At 61.3% G+C, this 17,914-nt stretch carries 20 protein-coding genes and 1 pseudogene; 9 read left to right on the plus strand and 12 right to left on the minus strand.

The features are described from left to right. Nucleotides 1–70: 70 nt before the first annotated feature. Together OKW45_RS12340 and OKW45_RS12345 are read left to right on the plus strand one after the other, a co-directional pair. Nucleotides 71–1,531, plus strand: a complete 1,461-nt coding sequence (locus OKW45_RS12340) for an efflux transporter outer membrane subunit (protein ID WP_429468419.1) — start codon at nt 71–73, stop codon at nt 1,529–1,531. Nucleotides 1,532–1,607: 76 nt separating this feature from the next. Continuing rightward, nucleotides 1,608–2,237, plus strand: coding sequence for a TetR/AcrR family transcriptional regulator (locus OKW45_RS12345; protein ID WP_026226415.1), 630 nt, complete (start codon nt 1,608–1,610; stop codon nt 2,235–2,237). A 239-nt stretch (nt 2,238–2,476) separates the two neighbouring features. On the opposite strand, the gene OKW45_RS12350 is transcribed toward OKW45_RS12345, so the two are convergent. Next, nucleotides 2,477–3,181, minus strand: a complete 705-nt coding sequence (locus OKW45_RS12350) for an SDR family oxidoreductase (protein WP_184004977.1) — start codon at nt 3,179–3,181, stop codon at nt 2,477–2,479. A 334-nt stretch (nt 3,182–3,515) separates the two neighbouring features. Between OKW45_RS12350 and OKW45_RS12355 the strand changes: the two genes are divergently transcribed. Further along, nucleotides 3,516–4,127: a TetR/AcrR family transcriptional regulator gene (locus tag OKW45_RS12355; protein WP_429469368.1), complete on the plus strand. Its 612-nt coding sequence runs from the start codon at nt 3,516–3,518 to the stop codon at nt 4,125–4,127. Nucleotides 4,128–4,204: 77 nt separating this feature from the next. Here OKW45_RS12355 and OKW45_RS12360 read toward each other — a convergent pair whose 3' ends face one another. The 6 genes and pseudogenes from OKW45_RS12360 to OKW45_RS12385 all read right to left on the minus strand — a co-directional run bounded on the left by OKW45_RS12360 (nt 4,205) and on the right by OKW45_RS12385 (nt 6,968). Beyond that, the gene (locus tag OKW45_RS12360) at nt 4,205–4,600 is read right to left on the minus strand and encodes a hypothetical protein (RefSeq protein ID WP_429469420.1); all 396 of its coding nucleotides are present in this window, start codon (nt 4,598–4,600) and stop codon (nt 4,205–4,207) included. Then, nucleotides 4,560–4,763: pseudogene (locus OKW45_RS12365) on the minus strand (DinB family protein); the annotation flags it as partial. The gene OKW45_RS12360 and the pseudogene OKW45_RS12365, both read right to left, overlap by 41 nt. Before the next feature lie 193 nt (nt 4,764–4,956). After that, nucleotides 4,957–5,673 carry an O-methyltransferase gene (locus tag OKW45_RS12370; RefSeq protein ID WP_429468422.1) on the minus strand — a complete coding sequence of 239 codons (717 nt, stop codon included), beginning with the start codon at nt 5,671–5,673 and terminating at the stop codon, nt 4,957–4,959. 93 nt (nt 5,674–5,766) lie between these two features. Beyond that, nucleotides 5,767–6,063, minus strand: a complete 297-nt coding sequence (locus OKW45_RS12375) for a 4Fe-4S dicluster domain-containing protein (protein ID WP_429468424.1) — start codon at nt 6,061–6,063, stop codon at nt 5,767–5,769. 2 nt (nt 6,064–6,065) lie between these two features. Beyond that, the gene (locus tag OKW45_RS12380; protein WP_018423854.1) at nt 6,066–6,374 is read right to left on the minus strand and encodes a hypothetical protein; all 309 of its coding nucleotides are present in this window, start codon (nt 6,372–6,374) and stop codon (nt 6,066–6,068) included. A gap of 12 nt (nt 6,375–6,386) precedes the next feature. After that, entirely contained in the window at nt 6,387–6,968 is a 582-nt protein-coding gene (locus OKW45_RS12385; RefSeq protein WP_429468426.1) for an RNA polymerase sigma factor, read from the minus strand. 305 nt (nt 6,969–7,273) lie between these two features. Between OKW45_RS12385 and OKW45_RS12390 the strand changes: the two genes are divergently transcribed. Both OKW45_RS12390 and OKW45_RS12395 read left to right on the plus strand, forming a co-directional pair. Then, the gene (locus OKW45_RS12390; RefSeq protein WP_429468429.1) at nt 7,274–8,011 is read left to right on the plus strand and encodes a transporter substrate-binding domain-containing protein; all 738 of its coding nucleotides are present in this window, start codon (nt 7,274–7,276) and stop codon (nt 8,009–8,011) included. Between the two features lie 83 nt (nt 8,012–8,094). After that, entirely contained in the window at nt 8,095–8,397 is a 303-nt protein-coding gene (locus OKW45_RS12395) for a VF_A0006 family four-cysteine protein (protein WP_429468432.1), read from the plus strand. 150 nt (nt 8,398–8,547) lie between these two features. Here OKW45_RS12395 and OKW45_RS12400 read toward each other — a convergent pair whose 3' ends face one another. Beyond that, nucleotides 8,548–9,732 carry a TIGR03118 family protein gene (locus OKW45_RS12400; RefSeq protein WP_429468434.1) on the minus strand — a complete coding sequence of 395 codons (1,185 nt, stop codon included), beginning with the start codon at nt 9,730–9,732 and terminating at the stop codon, nt 8,548–8,550. A gap of 263 nt (nt 9,733–9,995) precedes the next feature. On the opposite strand from OKW45_RS12400, the gene OKW45_RS12405 reads away from it, so the two are divergent. Continuing rightward, nucleotides 9,996–10,331 carry a hypothetical protein gene (locus tag OKW45_RS12405; RefSeq protein ID WP_184004948.1) on the plus strand — a complete coding sequence of 112 codons (336 nt, stop codon included), beginning with the start codon at nt 9,996–9,998 and terminating at the stop codon, nt 10,329–10,331. 313 nt (nt 10,332–10,644) lie between these two features. Here OKW45_RS12405 and OKW45_RS12410 read toward each other — a convergent pair whose 3' ends face one another. Next, a complete protein-coding gene (locus OKW45_RS12410; protein WP_429468436.1) occupies nt 10,645–11,862 on the minus strand; it encodes an FAD-dependent monooxygenase in 1,218 nt (405 codons plus the stop codon). A 173-nt stretch (nt 11,863–12,035) separates the two neighbouring features. Between OKW45_RS12410 and OKW45_RS12415 the strand changes: the two genes are divergently transcribed. Beyond that, on the plus strand, nt 12,036–12,980 hold the full coding sequence (locus OKW45_RS12415) for a LysR family transcriptional regulator (protein ID WP_090807793.1): 945 nt from the start codon (nt 12,036–12,038) through the stop codon (nt 12,978–12,980). Nucleotides 12,981–13,016: 36 nt separating this feature from the next. Here OKW45_RS12415 and OKW45_RS12420 read toward each other — a convergent pair whose 3' ends face one another. Further along, nucleotides 13,017–13,634: a dihydrofolate reductase family protein gene (locus tag OKW45_RS12420; RefSeq protein ID WP_429468439.1), complete on the minus strand. Its 618-nt coding sequence runs from the start codon at nt 13,632–13,634 to the stop codon at nt 13,017–13,019. A gap of 264 nt (nt 13,635–13,898) precedes the next feature. Here OKW45_RS12420 and OKW45_RS12425 point away from each other — a divergent pair, with 264 nt between their 5' ends. Beyond that, nucleotides 13,899–14,456: a DMT family transporter gene (locus tag OKW45_RS12425; protein WP_429468441.1), complete on the plus strand. Its 558-nt coding sequence runs from the start codon at nt 13,899–13,901 to the stop codon at nt 14,454–14,456. A gap of 33 nt (nt 14,457–14,489) precedes the next feature. On the opposite strand, the gene OKW45_RS12430 is transcribed toward OKW45_RS12425, so the two are convergent. Both OKW45_RS12430 and OKW45_RS12435 read right to left on the minus strand, forming a co-directional pair. Then, nucleotides 14,490–15,557, minus strand: a complete 1,068-nt coding sequence (locus OKW45_RS12430) for a rhodanese-like domain-containing protein (RefSeq protein ID WP_429468444.1) — start codon at nt 15,555–15,557, stop codon at nt 14,490–14,492. 57 nt (nt 15,558–15,614) lie between these two features. After that, entirely contained in the window at nt 15,615–16,271 is a 657-nt protein-coding gene (locus OKW45_RS12435; protein WP_184004936.1) for a peroxiredoxin, read from the minus strand. An 853-nt stretch (nt 16,272–17,124) separates the two neighbouring features. On the opposite strand from OKW45_RS12435, the gene OKW45_RS12440 reads away from it, so the two are divergent. Continuing rightward, the gene (locus OKW45_RS12440; protein WP_429468448.1) at nt 17,125–17,406 is read left to right on the plus strand and encodes a DUF4148 domain-containing protein; all 282 of its coding nucleotides are present in this window, start codon (nt 17,125–17,127) and stop codon (nt 17,404–17,406) included. Nucleotides 17,407–17,914 lie beyond the last annotated feature (508 nt).

Below are 17,914 nucleotides of genomic sequence, written 5' to 3' on the forward strand. Positions count from 1 at the left end.
AGCATACAGGAATGGACAACCAGTGACTATTTGGTATTATAGTCACCACTGGAATCTTGCGAAGACGCTCATGCTACCCAAACCTATCCTTGCCGCGGTTATTGTCGCCAGTCTCTCGGCTGGCTGCGCTGTAGGCCCCGATTATGTCCGGCCCAATGTAGCCATGCCCGAGCGGTTCCAGGGCCAGGCCGCGGTGGATCACCGGCACGCGGCGGCCAGTGCCGACCTTGTCACGTGGTGGACGGGTTTCGATGATCCGCAACTGACACGATTCGTCACGCTCGCACTGGATCAGAACCTGGACCTCGCGCAGGCCGCCGCTCGCGTCTCGCAGGCGCGCGCGGGACTGGGCGCGGCGAATGCCGCGCTGCTGCCGTCCGGCACTGTCAGCGGGCAGGCGGCGCGAGTCTACCAGTCGGTTGAGACCCCCTTGGGGCGAGTCCTGAATTCGACGCCCGGTTTCGATCGCTACGGCAATGAGTACGAGGCTGATTTCAACGCGAGCTGGGAACTGGATGTGTTTGGTGGCCTGCGTCGCGGGCGGGAAGCGGCACTTGCCGAATACCAGGCTTCGGAAGCCGGTGCGGTGGCCACGCGCCTGGCAGTGGCGGCGCAGACTGGCGATATTTACATCACGATTCGTGGATTGCAGGCCCGTCTGAAGGTTGCCCGGCGGCAGGTGCAGACGCAGCAGGATCTGCTTTCGACCATCAACCTCCTGTATGGCAAAGGATTGGCGGCCGACCTTCAGGTAAGCCAGGCCGAAGGTGCGCTGTCCCAGGTTCAGGCATCCGTCCCGGTCCTCGAGGCGGGTCTGGATGCGGCGATGAACGCGCTGGACGTGATGCTGGGTTCGCAGCCCGGCACGCATCGAGCCGAACTGGTCGAAGCTGGTGACATCCCGGTCGCCCCGCGGATCGCGGACACAGGATCGCCGGGAGAGTTGCTCAGGCGCCGGCCCGACCTGATCGTGGCCGAGCGTCGCCTCGCCGCATCGAACGCGCGCATCGGCGTAGCGATCGCAGAGTATTACCCCAAGGTGTCGCTCAGTGGACTGCTCGGCAGCGCCACCTCGGTGGCCAGCGGCAATCTGTTCAGTACCGGCGCCAATCAGGCCGCTGGCGTGCTGGGGCTGCGCTGGCGTCTGTTCGATTTCGGCCGCATCAATGCGCAGATCGAGCAGGCCAAGGGGCAGCAGGCGGAAATGCTGGCCGCGTATCGGCTCGCCGCGCTTCATGCAACCGAAGACGTCGAGAACTCATTCTCGGCACTCGTGAAGCGCGAGCAAGAGGCCGCGGTGCTCGCCCAGGGAGTGGATTCGCTCGGTCGCGCTCGAGCGGCCTCGTTCGCAGCCTATCAAAAAGGCGTCGTCAGCCTCATCGAAGTCCTGCAGGCCGACGACAACCTGCTACGCGCCTCCGATGAGCGGGTGCAGGCGCAAACGGAATCCGCACGCGCAGCCGTTGCCGCCTTCAAGGCGCTCGGTGGCGGGTGGCAACCTGGCGAATCCGAAGCGGTCGCCATCAAATAGCAACCCTACGCACCCAACGATCTGCCAGGAGCGTGGATTTTGGCCATCGTTCTTTGCCAGATGAGCGCTTTGCCGCATGCCACACAAACGAATGACGCGAGCAGAAAGCCGCGAGCGAACCCGGCAGCGCTTGCTCGACGCAGCAGCGTCGAGCATCGCCGAAAAAGGGTTTGCTGCGACTAGCGTGGAGGATATCGCAGCCGAGGCCGGCTATACCCGCGGCGCGTTTTACTCGAACTTCAGCAGCAAGAGCGATCTATTCGTCGAACTGCTCCGTCTCGATCACCAGAACATGCAAGCAAACTTGCAGAAGCTGCGAGACGCCACACCGTCCAGCGAAAACCTGCAAGTGCAGCTCACCTTGTTGTACGCGCAGTGCTATCGCGACGACAACAACTACATCATCTGGGCTGAGGCACGTTTGCATGCCATGCGTGACGCGAAATTCCGACAACATGTGAATGCCCTATGCCTGCAAAAGCGCGACATGATCGCGTACTTCATTGAGCAGTTATGCCTGCGCCTCAACATACGGTTGCCGGGCTCTTTCGCCGACCACGCGCTCGCCGTTATGGCAGTGATCGACGGCATCCTCTGCTTCAACATGACGATGCCCAATGATTTGTCCAACGCTTCGGCCGAAGCGATTTTGAGCAACGTTTTGACAAAGATGCTCTGCAATGCACCAGTCCTGACTGAAACATAGTTTGATCTTGCGCCTCCTCCACAGATACCCCGCTCAAGCGATTCAATCCATCAGTTGGTGTCAGCCAGGTCTCCTGGTTGTCCGTTCGAATTGGCGGATTCAACCGGTCGATGCAACACAACGAACGTCGCATGAGCGGCGGAAGTGTGGCGCTGCCTGTCGCTCCGATTTGCCGCCGCAATCTCATTCGGCATCGCATCACAGATGCCCGCGCGCGAGGAGCGGGCGCTCCGGCGCCTTCAGTGCGGCGCCGGAGCGTCGAGATAGACGCCTGCCGACAACCCGGCCTTCACCTGCCGCGTGAACTCGTCGGTGGACACTTCCTCCGCCCCTGCCTCGATCGCGTCGTATGCCTGACGCACGACGTCGGCCGGCGTCGCCTTCGGCACCTCCAGCCCGCGCGTCAGATCGGTATCGATAAAACCGGCATGCAGCCCGACCACCTGCGTGTGCTGCTCGCGCAGCGAGTGACGCAGGCCGTTGGTCACCGCCCACGCGGCCGACTTCGACACGCCATAAGCCGCGAGGATCGGCCGGTTTATCCAGCTCGCAACAGACAGTACGTTCAGGATCGCGCCGCCGCCGTTGCCGGCAAGGTTGCCCGCGAACGCCTGCGACATCGACAGCATCCCGAACACGTTGGTGTCGAAGTGATCGCGTAACGCGTCGAGCGCGCCGTCGTCCGTCAGACTGCCTAGCCGCGCGATGCCCGCGTTGTTGATCAGAAGCGTGACGTCGCCCGCCGCGTCGGCGGCAGCGGCCACGGCCGCCGGATCGGTCACGTCAAGCTTCACGGGCACGACGCCCGGCAGCGTTACGCTGGCGGGATCGCGCGCGCCCGCATAGACCTTGCGCGCTCCTCTTTCGAGCGCCTGCTTCGCGAACTCAAGGCCAAGCCCGCGGTTCGCACCCGTCACGAAAACAACAGCACCTTCGATCTTCATATCTCACCTTTCGCATGATGAATCGCATGTGCGCCGGTTCGCAGCGCGCGTGAAATTCGGAGAAAACAAACCTGCCCTTGCGTACCGAACCGTTGCGCCGCCGAACGGCGCCAACGTCCGCCGCCAGCCGGCATCAAAGAACCGCGACGGACCTGGATTGCCATCCGTGCCACGCCGGCGTTGCTTCGCGTTGTGCGCGAAAGTCGGCTACACTCATGTCAATGTCGATCACCATCGTGCTACGCCGCATTGTGTCGACGTAATTTGGGCATGTCAATGGTGACCGACATTGTGTTTTTTAATCGACGCGATCGCTTGTATAAGGGAGAGATCGATGGGGGTGTCACGACAGCAGGCCGCCGAGAACCGCAGCGCGATCGTCGCGGCCGCCGAGCGGCTTTTCCGGGTACGCGGAGTCGATGCCGTGGGGCTAACGGAGTTGATGAAGGAAGCCGGTTTTACCCAGGGCGGCTTCTACAACCACTTCAAGTCGAAGGACGCGTTGGTCACCGCGGTCATGGAAAAGGCGATGCAAGCCTACGCGGATTCGCCAAACGGCGGCAGCCTCGGGAAGCAGGCGGCACGCTACCTGTCGGCCTCGCACCGCGACAACGTCGAAGCAGGGTGCCCGTTGTCCGGCTTTGCTGGCGACGCTCCGCGGATGACCGACGCGGCGCGTGCGTCCTACGCGCGCGGCCTCGCCGCGTATCTCGACCGGCTTGCAGCCATGATCGCCACGGAAGGCGCGACGACGGAACAAACCCGTCGCGATGCGATTGCCGCGTTCAGTCAAATGGTCGGGGCGCTCGTGCTGTCGCGTGCGATCGCAGGCGTCGATTCGGCCTTCGCCGACGAAATCCTCGACGCGGGGCGGCGCACGCTCGTCGACGCGCTCGACGACCCGGTCACGCCGGACAGCCGGCACCGCAGGAGGTCGAATGGCTGATACGCCGCCTGCGGCCCCGGGGGCTCTGCATGGGAATGCGTAGGTCGGCGGGGGCAGCACGATTTGCGCGCAGAGACTCAGCGCGTTAGCGCGCCGGTGAGGGGCGGCTCCGTGCCGTCGTCGCCCGCCTGTCCTGGCGTAGGCAGGTACCTGCCGAAGTTCATTTCGAAGTCGCTTGGAACGCCGTAGGCCAGGCTACGGAGCTTGGCGCGGCGGGCCTGCCCACCTGGCGAGGCCAGGGCCGGGAAGAACAGGTCAATGCTCGACTGGAGTTCGGCAGGCGTCGGCATTCCGAAACGATTGATCTGGGCTTTCGCGGCGCCGAGCGTTTCACGGTCGAATGTGGCCAGACGCCGGACAAGCGCATCGACAAGCCGTGAATGAAAATGACGGGCGGGTCGTTCTTCATATCGGTCGTCCTCTCTTTGGATTGCAAAAGTGCCCCCTCGAACGCCGGAACGCTTCAACGGCATCTTTCAGGTCTTGACCGAGATAGTTCCGTTCGACGGCGAGCGCCGTGCCATCTACCGAACCGATTATTGGAAGATGTTCCGTTCGAACCGCCCTGAATCTCTCTGCGAATACAACGTCAAGATCGCGCAAATGGCACGCATGCTCCACGAGCGCGAAGTGCGTCAATGACCTCACTAAAGGGCAACTTGTTGGGATATGGACTGAAATGACCTGTCAAGACGCCTGTCTGTCCACAGGTGCAGCGCAGGCTATTCCGCCATCGCCCACGGATGGTCGACAAGACATCGCATCGCCGAACCTTCCAGATTGAATGGCACACGAACCGGATTCTGGACGACGTCCACTCTTCGTCAGCCTATGACACGACGACTGTAAATTCGACCCCTGATTCAAAGTCCAGCGTCGTGGTCGAAAAGCGGGGGTCGTCGTCGAGGTAGTGCTTGTACGGCCGAACGGCGTCCTCGGCTGTGTACATATTGTCGGCGAGAATGATAGATCCGGGACGCAGCAGGCGCTCGATCTGTTTGAACAGCTCCAGATAGGCGTCGGCCCATACGTCGATAAACACCATGTCGAAAGTACCGTCCAGTCCGGCAACGGTCTGGAAGACATCGCCCTCCCGCAGTTCAACATAAGCGTCTACGCCCGCCGTTCTGACGTGGGCTCGAAGTTGTGCGCACTTAACAGCATCGAGTTCAGTCGCTACAACCATGCCACCGCCTAACGTGCGAAGGGCCTCGGCGAAATACAGCGTGGACACGCCGCAGGAACTGCCGAGTTCGAGGATTCGAGCCGGCTTGTGCGAAAGCACCATGTTGCGTAAGAACCGTCCCGTTTCCGCCGACACGGATAACGATAGAGGAGTGCCTTGTGAGGATTCGAAATCTTCGCTCGATAGTCCGAGCGTTTCGAGAAACCGTCCACGGAGTCGAGGTGCGAGCGTTTCGTATTCCTCCGCGAGAGTCAGAAACTCCTCGCTCGATCCCTGAAATTGCGCCCGTGCGCGGGCTATCACTTCTGTCTGGCTCTGTTCGTGAAGCTGTCGCAGAAGATCCGTGGTTGATGAAGCCATGAGCGCTCCTTGAGGAGATCGATAATACTGACGACGTAGACAACGACCGACCACTGCTCCAGACGGGCTGCGCTTTGCTTAAAACGCGTGACGCTATGCCGTTCTGGCGAGCTTGATCGCGCGTTCAGGGCATGCCGTCACGCAAAGACCGCATGAGCGGCAGGCGTGCGCGTTCGGTGTGTAGGCGACTTTCATTCCGTGCACGCGTAGCTTGAGGCGGTGCATCAAATCGAGGCCGAGATAATCGACCTCATCGATGCGCCGGATCTCAAACACATTCTCGGGGCAGACCCGCAGGCAATCGCCCTTGCCTTCGCAACGTTTCAGGTCGACGACTGGCGCAATCACGCCCGGCTTCTGTTTGCAGTCGTCCGTTGATTTCTCGCGCATGTTCAGTCTCCCACGCGCCGGTCGTGGCCCGATCGCCATGCCGTCCGGAAATGCTCGCGTTCTTCAGGCGTCATCGCTTCCCATTTACGCCAGTGACGCCGTCCGCGCCAGCCGCCGTGTCCGCGGAATCCGCCAAACAGGATACGGCTCAAAACCAGCAAGCCTAACGCATGCGCGAAGTCGATCGCACGGGCGCCAACGAATAGCGCCGGAATCACCCAATTCCATAGCGTCATGACCACCCACCCGAGCACGGCTATGGCAACCACCACGAGCAGCGCTTTACCCGCGCATCTGATTCGAAACTTCATCCTTCGACTCCTCTATATATCCAGTTCGTCATAAATGGTCTGCAGTCGGGCGCGCAGATGCAAGACCGCGTAGCGTTTGCGCGCGAGCAGCGTATTGAGCGCGACGCCACTTTCCGCCACCATGTCTTTGAAGGACCGCCCCTCCAACTCGTGCGCGATAAATACTTCACGTTGATTCGGCGGCAACTCATCGAGCGCATCCTGCAAGGCCTTGAGCAATACAGCGCGAGCATAGAGGGCTTCGGGGCCTGCATCGTGCGCCGGCAGGGCGAGGTCGAGGCGATACTCACCGCTGGCGTCGTCCTCGGCCTCAGACAGATCGGTCAGCGGCTGCTCCTTCTTCTTGCGAAAACGATCGATGATGCGGTTGCGCGCGGCACGGAAAAGCCACGCGCTCGCCTGCTCGATCGGCGCGGGAAGCCGGTAAGCCTGCACGAATTCGTGGAACACATCCTGCAGGATGTCCTCGGCATCATCCGGGTCGCGTATTCGACGCCGGATAAAATTGACGAGCCTCGTGCGCTCACGCACCACGGTCGCGGTGATCTCGCTGTCTCGGTCGGTCATCGGGTGCGAGGTGGGTGGCGGTTCCATGCGCCTGTAGACGTTTCAGGAGCGCGAATATTGTGGCGAGCGCGAAAAATCTTTCCTTGCGCGACTGCCAGTTCGCTTGAGGCGGTGCGGAACAGAATTGTGGCCATTAAGTAACCGCAAGAAGTGGGTGCGTTCCCGTAGCGATGCCGCGCAATTCAACGAACGTCCATAACACCGACACCCGATCCAGGCATAACCGCGTTCGTTTCAGGGAGAGCCGCCGCAACGACAACGGCGCATGTAAGTAGAATCGTCAACATTCGGCCCTGCATTTGATGGCCGCTCCCAATTGGCGAGACACAGCGATGAAGGTAACGATTGCGTACATCGAAGAACCCCCGTTCGGTTGGACGGAAGCAGATGGTACCGCCACGGGCGCTGACATCGATCTGGCCGACGCGGTTCTTCGGGCGATCGGCGTAACCCGGATCGAGCATCATCGGACGTCGTTTAGTGAACTCCTGCCCGGCGTTGACGCGGGCAGGTGGGATATGAACGTTCCGCTGTTCGTCACACGCGATCGCGCCAATATGGTCGCGTTCAGCGTCCCGGTATGGGGGATCGCAGACGGTTTTCTGGTTCGGACTGGAAACCCGAAAGCGCTTGACAGCTACGCGTCGCTTGCCAAACGCGCTGATGCGCGCCTTGGCATCATAGCCGGACAGGTGCAGCACGACTCAGCGAAAGCATCTGGCGTAAGCGAGGACCAAATAGTCGTCTTCGAGCATCAGGCCGACGCTGTCGAAGCGGTTCTCTCCGGCGCCATCGATGCGTATGCGAGCACGGGCTTAGGGAATCGGATAGTCGCGAACCGGATCGGAGGCTCAATGCTCGAGGCCGTCGAGCACGAACCGGGAACGAAGGGCAAGCAGCAGAAGCCTCCGCTCGGAGCATTCTCGTTCAATAGAAGTAACGGCGATCTGATCCAGGCGGTAAACAAAGTTCTTCGTTCATATCTGGGCTCGCCAGACCATCGTGCTCGCATGGCGGAATTCGGCCTGACACACAACGAGATCGATCCCGCTCTCGCGGGTCGAGTATAAGACGGGCGTCGGCCAGGTGCTGCATCGAACCGCAAAATGCTACGATTGCCCATCGTTATATCCCTTGCGTCTCGCCCACATTCATGATCAAGCCCGCCTCTCTGCTTCTGTCGATCGCACTCGCCACGCCGCTTTCGGCTCTGGCGCTCGGCACCGATAATCCAGACTACGATCAATGCATTCTGGGTTCGCTAGGAAATAGCCAGAGTACTTTCGCGGCACGCGTGATTAGCGATTCGTGCAGCGCGCTTTACAGAAATGGCGCACTGCTTCTGCCGCGGGAAAAGTCGTATCACGTGTGTGTGCTGCAGAATGTGCAAACCGTGCGAGGCGCATTTGCAGTTCAGCAGATATTGCGGGCATGCCGGCGTCAGAATCAGATGTGAGTCAGGACAGTCAGGACCTGACATCGCTGGTGCTCGACCACGCGTGGATCTGACGATCGTCACACACACTGCTCGAGCGCACATTGCCTCGCATAAGCAATACCGCCGTTCTCGCTTCCAGAGCGGCGCTTCTCAATTGCGCGCTTAGCGCTACATTCCAACGCTCATGCCGCCGCCCGCGCTTGTGCCGGTGTTCGTACCCGTGTTCGTGCCTGAGCTCGACGTCGTATTCAGATCGATTCTTCCGTAGACGCCATCGGCTTCGTCATTCGGCCCCGCCGCGAAGAAGAGTGTGCTGGAAGGCTGATTGCTGAGATCGTTGCCGAACGCGATACCCCACACGCCCTGCTCGACGATCGGACTGCCGTTCGGTCCACTGATCTGTCCCATCGACTGACCGCTCGACGCGTTGAACGCATTGATCATGCCATCGCCGAAATTGCCGATCAGTATTGCGCCGCTCATCGAGCCGAAGTTCCCGGGCGCTTGCGCAATGCCCCACGGCGCGTTCAACGAACCGCCTGTCGCGAAGCGTTGCTTCAGGTTGCCCGCGGTGTCGTACACATCGACCATGCCGAGCCCCGCGCCCGGGACATCGTCGTGTTTGGCTGCGTCTTGCATCGCGTAGGTGACGAACAGATTCGAGCCGATCGCCTGAATGCCGAACGGCGCGAAGCCGGCTGGAATCGCCGGGTCCGTGAAGGCGCCGGGCATCGCGACCTTCGTGAACGAGGTATCGAAGACGTCGATCTTGTTGTTATGGAAGTCCGTCGCATAGAGGAAGTTGCCGTTGTTCATCGCGGCGAGCGCGAGACCCTTGTAGACGGCGCCGCCCGTACCGTCGTCGTACATGACGAACGCATTGGTCGGCCCTACGGCGGGCGCCCACGCGGTGATGGTGCCGCCTTCGCCCGTGAAGATGAATGCAGCGACTCCAGACTTGCCGTTTTCCGTGACGCGGAAGCTTTGTGTTCCATTGAAAACGATGCCCGTGGGCGATGCGGAGCCGTTCTTGCCGTCGGGTATCGTGACGACCAGCGACTGCGGCACGCCATTGCCGTCATAGAGCGTCGCGACGTCGGTGCCGTTGTCCGCGACCCAGACGAAACCTTTGGGATTGAAGGCCACGCCCCAAGGGTTTTTCAGATTTGCGTCGGTGTGTGCAGCGGGCACCGCGCCATCGGATACGAGGGCCGTCGCTGCGAATGACGACTGGACGGGTGGGTTCGCGCTGCTCGAACTCGAGCCACCGCTGCCACCGCCGCCGCATGACATCAGAGTCGCGATGGCCGCGCCGCATGCAACGACGCCGAATATAGCGAGTAGAGACTTCATGACCGCACTCCTTGTTCTGCTCAAAGGACCTAACGGTCAATGAACGAGAACGTCGCGGGGTTTATTCCGGCGGAGAGCGGCTTATTTCGCGGCAGGTCTCGTGAGATCGAATGGCTGGATTCGCCCCCCACGACCGCCACTCCGTGCGCCGCCGATCGCTTCGCTACCTACAAAAGCACGCGGCACGCTGTTTGCGACATTCCTGTAGCGCAGGCGGCAACTGTCTGCGTCTATCTTCCAGTCCAATTAAGGAGGGGCGGATCATGAGCAAGGCAACCATCACACTAGTCGCGGCCGTCGCCGCACTCTCGCTGTCGGGCGGCGCTTATGCGCAGGCGGCCGGAGGCCAGAGCGGCAGCGGTTCGACCGGCACAGCCGGCAGCACGGCTAGTCCGTCGAACCAGATGAACGGCGCAACCACAGGCGGCTACGGCATGCCAGGCACCACCAACACGGGCAGCGGCATGGGCGCCAAGGCGCCGAACTCGGGCCTGCCGAGCAACGACAGCAGCTCGACGTCTGACACCACCGCCGCTCCCAAGAGCAACAACACGCTGGCGACTCCAAGCGTGGTGTCGCCAGCCGCTACCGGCCATTAACAGCTGGTAAAAATGACTGTTAGCCGCGAATCAGCGCAAGCACGGAGCGCTCCAATCGCAGCGACGTAGATGTAACTGCGACCGACGCGCAGTTTCCCGGATATCAGGCACTAGCTAATGCGACCGATCTACGCGGTTTCATACGGTCGCTATTCGACACTTCTTCACCGGGAATTGCGCGCCGGATTCCCAGGCAACGCGCGAACTCCCAGGATTTACGGCTCGCATCAGAAGCCGCAGAGCCGGTAGATCGCGCGTTGCCGGTCACTCGCATGCGGCCCACCGCCTCCCTATTGAAGCCTCATGGAGAGGCTCAAAGCCACGTGCCCCCTTGCCGCGCGCTCGGCTCTTGCGCGAGCGCATCGAAATCGTGAATCCAGTCGAGGTGATGCAGCATGCTGTCGCGCGCCCCTAGCCGCGCGTTGCGTTCCTGCGCGGCGGGGCCGTCCGGCAGATGCAGCACGTCCGCGGTGCTGATCGACGCGTACTGCACTTTGCGCGTGCGGCCTCGGCGCAGACGCTCGTAGGCTTCCTGTGCTTCTCGCCAATTGCCTGGGCCCGCCTTGGCGAGTTGCGCGGCCAGCACCACGGCATCCTCGATCGACTGGTTGGCGCCCTGGCCGTGATGCGGCACGAGCGCATGCGCGGCATCGCCGATCAGCGTTACGCGGCCCTTGCTCCAGCGGCCGAGCGGCGGACGGTGAAACAGGCCCCAGCGCTGACTGATCGGCACGGCCGTGATCATCTGCACGACGGCCGGATGCCAGTCCTTGAACAGGCGCAACTGCTCGCCTTCGGTCGACGGCATGACCCAGTCGCGCGACGGCCACGGCGACGGATGACGCTCGACCAGCAGGAAGTTCTGATCGCCCTTGTCGCCGATCGGATAATGCAGCAGATGGCCGCCGGGCCCGACCCAGAACTGGATCGTCTCCGGATCGGGCAAGAGGTCCATGCGCTCGGCCGGCACGATGCCACGAAAGCCCGAGCAACCGGAATACAGCACGTCGTCGTAGCCGAGCATCCAGCGTCGCGTAATCGAGCGGGCGCCGTCGGCGCCGATCACGAGATCGGCATCGATGCGCCGACCGTTGTCGAACGCGAGACTCACGCGATCGGGATGCTGCACGAGATCTACCAGCCGATGGCTGAGCTCGATGTGCTCGAGACCAACCGCCTTCGACAGCACCGCCTGCAGATCGGCTCGATGAACGCCCCAGTACGAGCCGCCGAACTGCTCGCGATAGCTGGGCATGCCGCGATGATGTCCAATGACGCTGCCGCTGCGGCCATCACGATAAATGAGCCCGGGTACTTCGGCGCACACGTTTTCGAACGCGGAGCGTAGCCCCATGCGCTCGTACAAGCGCGTCGCGTTGGCCGACAGTGCGACGGCCGCGCCCACTTCGCGCAACTCATCGGTCTGCTCGTAGAGTTGCGCATCGATGCCATGTTCGCGTAGTGCGAGCGCCAGTGTAAGGCCGCCGATGCCGGCGCCGACGATCGCGATGCTCAGATCCATCCGGTTCATGATTGTGTCTCCGATATGCGGGTTTATCGATTCGGGCCACTCTGGAACGCGCGCCCGGCGCGTCGCATGCGGATACCGTGTTGGTATTTTCAGCACTAGACGGTCATTGCTCAATAAGATGAAATGAATCTTCTTCATCACTGAAATGAATGACCTTAGGTCATGCCGAAGCCATGGAACTGAGCGATCTCGATCTCAACCTGCTGCTGCTGTTCCAGCGGCTGATGCAGGAGCGGCGCGTGGCGAGCGTCGCCGAGCAAATGAACATGAGCCAGCCGGGCGTCAGCAATGCGCTCGCGAAGCTGCGCCGCCTGCTGGGTGATCCGCTGTTCGTGCGGGCGCCGGGCGGCGTGGTGCCTACCCCGTTCGCGCTGCGTCTCGCGGAACCGGTCTCGCAGGCGCTCGCCACCTTGCACGCCGCGCTCAATCCGGTGACGGGCTTCGATCCGCTGCGCGAGATGCGAACGATGACGATCGGCATGACCGACATCGGCGAAGTCGTGTTTTTGCCCGCATTGCTGGAACGATTGTCGCGCGTCGCGCCAGGCATCGCGATGAATACGGTGCGCAATACGAGCGTCAATCTGAGCAACGAAATGGCCGACGGCCGGGTCGACCTGGCGATCGGCCTGTTGCCGCAGTTGAAGGGGGGTTTCTATCAGCGGCGTCTGTTCGATCAGCGCTACGTCTGTCTGTTCAGACGCGCTCACCCACTCGAGGACGCGCCGCTCACGCTTTCCGCGTGGCGCGAAGCTGAGCATCTGGTGGTGGTGTCGGCCGGCACCGGCCACGGTCAAGTGGACGAGTGGCTGAAACGGCGCGGCGTGCGGCGTCAGGTGCGACTGACCGTGCCGCACTTCATGAGCGTCGGCTACATCCTGCAACGTACCGACCTGATCGCCACGGTGCCCGAGCGGCTCGCTCTGGAGTTGGCCACGCCGTTCTCGCTCAGCCTGCGCGCGCTGCCGATGACGCTGCCCGCCGCACCGATCCATTTGTTGTGGCACGAGCGCGTCCATCAGGACGAAGGCAATCGCTGGCTGCGCGAGGTCGTGATCGACCTGTTCGCCGATACCGTGGCGCGTGGCAGGCGAGCGCGGGACGTGAGGAAGAAATAGGCCTCCGTTTGTAAGCGTCGACCGGAAGCTTCGCGCTTACTCGAACGTTCCGGTTCGGACTTCGCCGTTGCGGGTGTAGCGCGTGATCAGCACGCCGCCGGGGGTGCTCGTCACGTGTGCCAGCGTGAAGGCGGACGCTTGCGCGTCGTTGCCGAAAAGGCGTTTGCCGTGCCCGAGGATGACGGGATAAATCAGGAGTTGGAGTTCATCCACGAGGCCCGCCGCCAGCAGTTGGCGCACCATGTCGCCGCTGCCGAACGTCAATAGATCGGCACCGTCCTGAAGTTTCAGCGCGCGTATCGCGTCGGCAAGGTCTCCGGTCAGTGCATGACTGTTGTGCCAATCGAGCGTATCGGATCGATGCGTGGCCACGTGCTTGCGGACCTGATTGAACTGGTCGGCCATGTCGCGGTTGCGTGAATCGGCCGGTACATATGGCCAATAAGACGCGAATATGTCGTACGTGCAACGCCCTAGCAGCAACTCGAACGGCTGCGCGAGCAGATGGTGCACACTGGCGCCGACCGCTTCGTCGGCGTAAGGGACGATCCACCCACCCAAACGAAAATCACCACTGGCATCCTCCTGGGGCGCGCCGGGGGATTGAGCGACGCCATCCAGACTGAGGGACATGGAAACGATGTGCTTGCGCATGATGTGCTCCTGGGCGATGAACCTGATCGGTTCCATCTATACGACGAACGAGTCGCGTGCGGATCGACAATCGACGTCCGCACCGGGTGAAGCCGCGTGAGCGAGCATCGCGCGGTTGGCGCACAATGACTGGACCCACGGGTGCCTGCGCCGCAGGTGTGAAGGTGCGCACCACTCGCCAGCGCATGGTCGGAAGATCGCCCGACACAGTGATGCGGACATAGCAGCCGGCGTAACGTCCGGTCGCCCGTGGCATTTCGTTCGATGGCCGATGGACAACATCACCAGAAACATGTCCGTACCTTCAGCAACAACCGGATCGCACGATTCCGCGCGGGGTTATTCACCCAACCGAAAGTGCTCGTCATTGTGGCGATAGTATGCAGCCTGCTGTGGGGCAGTTCATACCCGGGAATTAAAATTGGCTATGCGTTGCTCGGGATCACGCAAAACGATATTCCTTCAAAGCTGATCTCAGCGGGCTACCGGTTCGTGCTCGCGGGACTGTCGTTGTTGATTCTTGCTACCCTGTCGAAGAAGCCTGTTTTCGATTTGAATCGGCGCCATAGCGGACAGTTGATGCGATTGGGTTTCACGCAAACGGCCATTCAATATGCTCGGCGAAGGCTTTATCGTTATTGCCGCATTCGTGCTTTCCGCTGCATCGATTTACGGAAAGCGCATTTCGCAGAACATGGACGTCATGGTCATGACGGGTTATCAACTCGGGTTTGGCGGCGCCGGCGCAACGGAGCGCTGGCTATTCGAAGGCTGGCGCGGCTTTGGGGGCAAGGTCGAGGCTGTCGCCAAGGCCAAGGCTGAGCTTGTGGGGGTTCCGAAGCGCCGAAGCCCCCCTCAAACACTATCCGACGCAACCGGCAACCCCTCCGTCCTCCACCGCAGCATCCCACCGGCAAGATTCGCCACCTTGCCGAACCCCGCCTTCGTCAGCAACACGCTTGCCTGCGCCGAGCGCACGCCGGACCGGCACACCGCGACCACCGGCCGCTCGCGCTCCAGTTCATCGAGCCGCCCTGTCAATTGCGACAGCGGCACCAGCTTCGCGCCCGGCAGATGACCCAAACGATCGATGAACTCGGGCGCCTCGCGCACATCGACGATCTGAAACGCGGCGCCATGCTCAAGCAGCGCCATCGGCTCGATTTCCCACACGCCGCTAAAGCGCAGCGTCAACGGTGCCCAATTCGGCGTTTCGGTCGCAACTTCGGCGCCGCTTTCCGGCTGCCCGCAACGCATGTTTGCGGGCACCGCGACAGCCATCTGCTTCGGATGCGGCAAATTCAGGTTGTTCATGTACCCGGCGAAATCGCCGACGTCGACGTCGCCGCCCAGACGCGGATTGAAGCGCCGCTCCTCAGTCACGCTCGTCACCGTGATGCCGCGATAATCGTGCGCGGGATAGAGGAGGCAGTCGTCCGGCAGTGACAGGATCTGCTCGCGCACGGACGCGAACAACTGCTGCGGACTGCCCTGCTGGAAATCGGTGCGGCCACAGCCGCGAATCAGCAGGCTGTCGCCGGTAAAGGCCATGCTCAGATCGTCGAGCACATAGGTCAGGCAGCCGTTCGTATGGCCAGGCGTTGCGCGCACGGTCAGGTGACGCGTGCCGAAGTCGATCCGATCGCCATGCGCGAGCGGTCGCGTGACGCCTTTCGCCTCGACGACCCCGGCAAGCCCGATCTCGCTGCCGCAACGCAAACGCATGCGCCATGCGCCGGTTACGTGATCAGCGTGCACGTGGGTATCGAGCGTCGTGAGCAGCCATAGGCCCAGCTCCCGCAGCAGCGCCTGATCGCGCGGCACCTGCTCGTAGACGGGGTCGATGAGCACCGCCTCGCCGCTATCGCCGAGTAAGTACGTGTAGGTCGACGAAGCAGGATCGAACAGCTGACGAAAAATCATCTGTATCCCATAGGAAGGTCGGCGAGGCGGCCGCAAGCGGCCGCCGTGCCACATCTGTCAGCCCGGTTGCTTGGTGGTGCGCAGATACGGTTTGATGGTCTTGAAACCAGGGAAAATCTGCTGCGCCTCTTCGTTGCTGACCGCGGACGTGATGATCACGTCTTCGCCCTGCTTCCAGTTGACCGGCGTCGCGACCCTGTGTTTGGCGGTCAGTTGGATCGAATCGAGCACGCGCAGGATCTCGTCGAAGTTGCGGCCGGTGCTCATCGGGTAGGTCAGCGTCAGCTTGATCTTCTTGTCGGGGCCGATGATGAAAACCGAGCGCACGGTCGCGTTGGTCGCGGCGGTGCGGCCCTCGCTGGTATCGCCCGCGTCGGCCGGCAGCATGTTGTACAGCTTGGCGATCGCGAGGTCGGTGTCGCCGATCATCGGGTATTTGACGGCGGCGCCCTGCGTTTCCTCGATGTCCGCGGCCCATTTTTCGTGGTCTTCGACCGGATCGACCGACAACCCGATCAGCTTCGCGTTGCGCTTGGTGAACTCCGGCTCGATCTTCGCCATGTAGCCCAGTTCAGTCGTGCAAACCGGCGTGAAGTCTTTCGGATGAGAGAACAGGACCGCCCATTGGTCGCCGATCCAGTCGTGGAAATCGATGGTGCCCTGCGTGGTCCGCGCGGTGAAGTTGGGCGCGGTGTCATTGATACGAAGTGACATATTGCCGTCCTGTGAAGTCGTGGTTAAGCGGAAGACTCGAGCCAGGCCTGTCTGCAACGGTCCAACACGAGCCCGGTTAATCTCGGGGATCGAAAAATCACTAACGCTCACAACGATAGATGAAGCTTTCGCGGCAAGTAGAGCATCGCCGTGCTGAAGAAGCTCGAGATCGCCGCCTGTCGGGCGAATACGAGCGTTGCCGCATCGCGCAGTGAGAGTTCAAATATAGCGCGTTACGCACAAGCCATGCTGACACCCATCGAAATCAGTCCGGCTTGGCCACTCCGGAACGGCTTGGGGGACGTTTACCGGAAAATCATGGACATTCGACGCGTCGGCGTGTGTTCGATAGCGCACAGATTTACCGGCCCTGGCGTGACCGAGTCCGAGCGCGGTTTGATGCTTTGCACGAACCCGGCGAGGCGGGTCGGAGCGTGCGGTACTGAAGCGCTTGCAACAAACGCAGCTTCCGTCCGCTCGAAAAACATCTGCTGAATGCTCGCCATGATGGCCCGGTTTGGCGGCGGGGTGTGGATATTCGCGATTGCGGCGGGTCAGTCCGCAGTGCCTGGCGAGACAGGCGAAGCCGGTTCGTCAAAGACGACTGCCAGATCGCCTTTATCGATAAACGGTCGGAACATGTCTGGCGAACGCCGCGCATTTTTCGCAGACGGGATAAGCGGCTTTTAAGGTTGCAGGGCGTACCTTCATATCCACGCACTGAATAGCGGGCACCCCGTCGATCGCTATCTGTTCGCGGTCCACCTCAGCGTGAAGATCGACTCGCTTTCAATGCAGCTAGCGTGGTCCATTCTATCCATCGAAATTTGCCTATTCACCAAGGAGCCATCTCATGAAAGTACTTATCGCTCATGCAATCCTTGCAACCACAATCGCCATTCCAGCGCTCTCGTCGGCGCAGCCCCTCACTCGCTCCGAGGTGGAAGCGAACGTCATCCAGGCGGAACAGAACGGCACGCTCCATCAGTCGAAAGTGCACTATCCGAGCGAGAGCAGCCCGCGGCAGGCACACGCGAATAACGACTACGGTTCAGGGCAGGTGGTGAATTCGCAATCCGGACATCGCCTTTCCTTCGCAACGCCCTCGGATAACGCGCTTTTCTCGCATCACTGAATTGCTGGTGAGCGTTCGACTTTCCATTCAAGCGCGCTTCGATACTTCCACACGCCTAATTTCCGGTTCTCATACGGACGTCGCTAGTCCGATCCAACGTCGATATGAAAAAGCTAGTGCGCTCGATTGACTTCATTCTATTGACCGCCGCGTCGGTGGGCCTCGTCTTGTTTGTCGTCTGGCGAGTGGCGACGGTAAAGGGGTGGTTTTAGGCTCACGCGAAACGATTGTCCGTTAAAGGATCGCCCTATGGTTGGCGTTCCGAATCGACATTGCATCAGTACCTCGCGGAATGAAACCTTTCGCATGCTTCGCGAATGTGGATGAGCCGCAATCAAATACTAAGGAGTTCTGCGTTCACACGTCTGCGACGCATGTGCAGCTTCCACCACCAGGTCTTCCGGGATATCTGCGAATCGCGCCACGATATCCGATACCGCGTAATCAGTCGCAACAATGCGGTCATAATTCACCCGCACAATCCGACGCGACCAACAACCACAAGAAA

Origin of the sequence: Paraburkholderia lebeckiae (genome assembly GCF_050436225.1) — a bacterium.
Classification (GTDB): domain Bacteria; phylum Pseudomonadota; class Gammaproteobacteria; order Burkholderiales; family Burkholderiaceae; genus Paraburkholderia; species Paraburkholderia tuberum.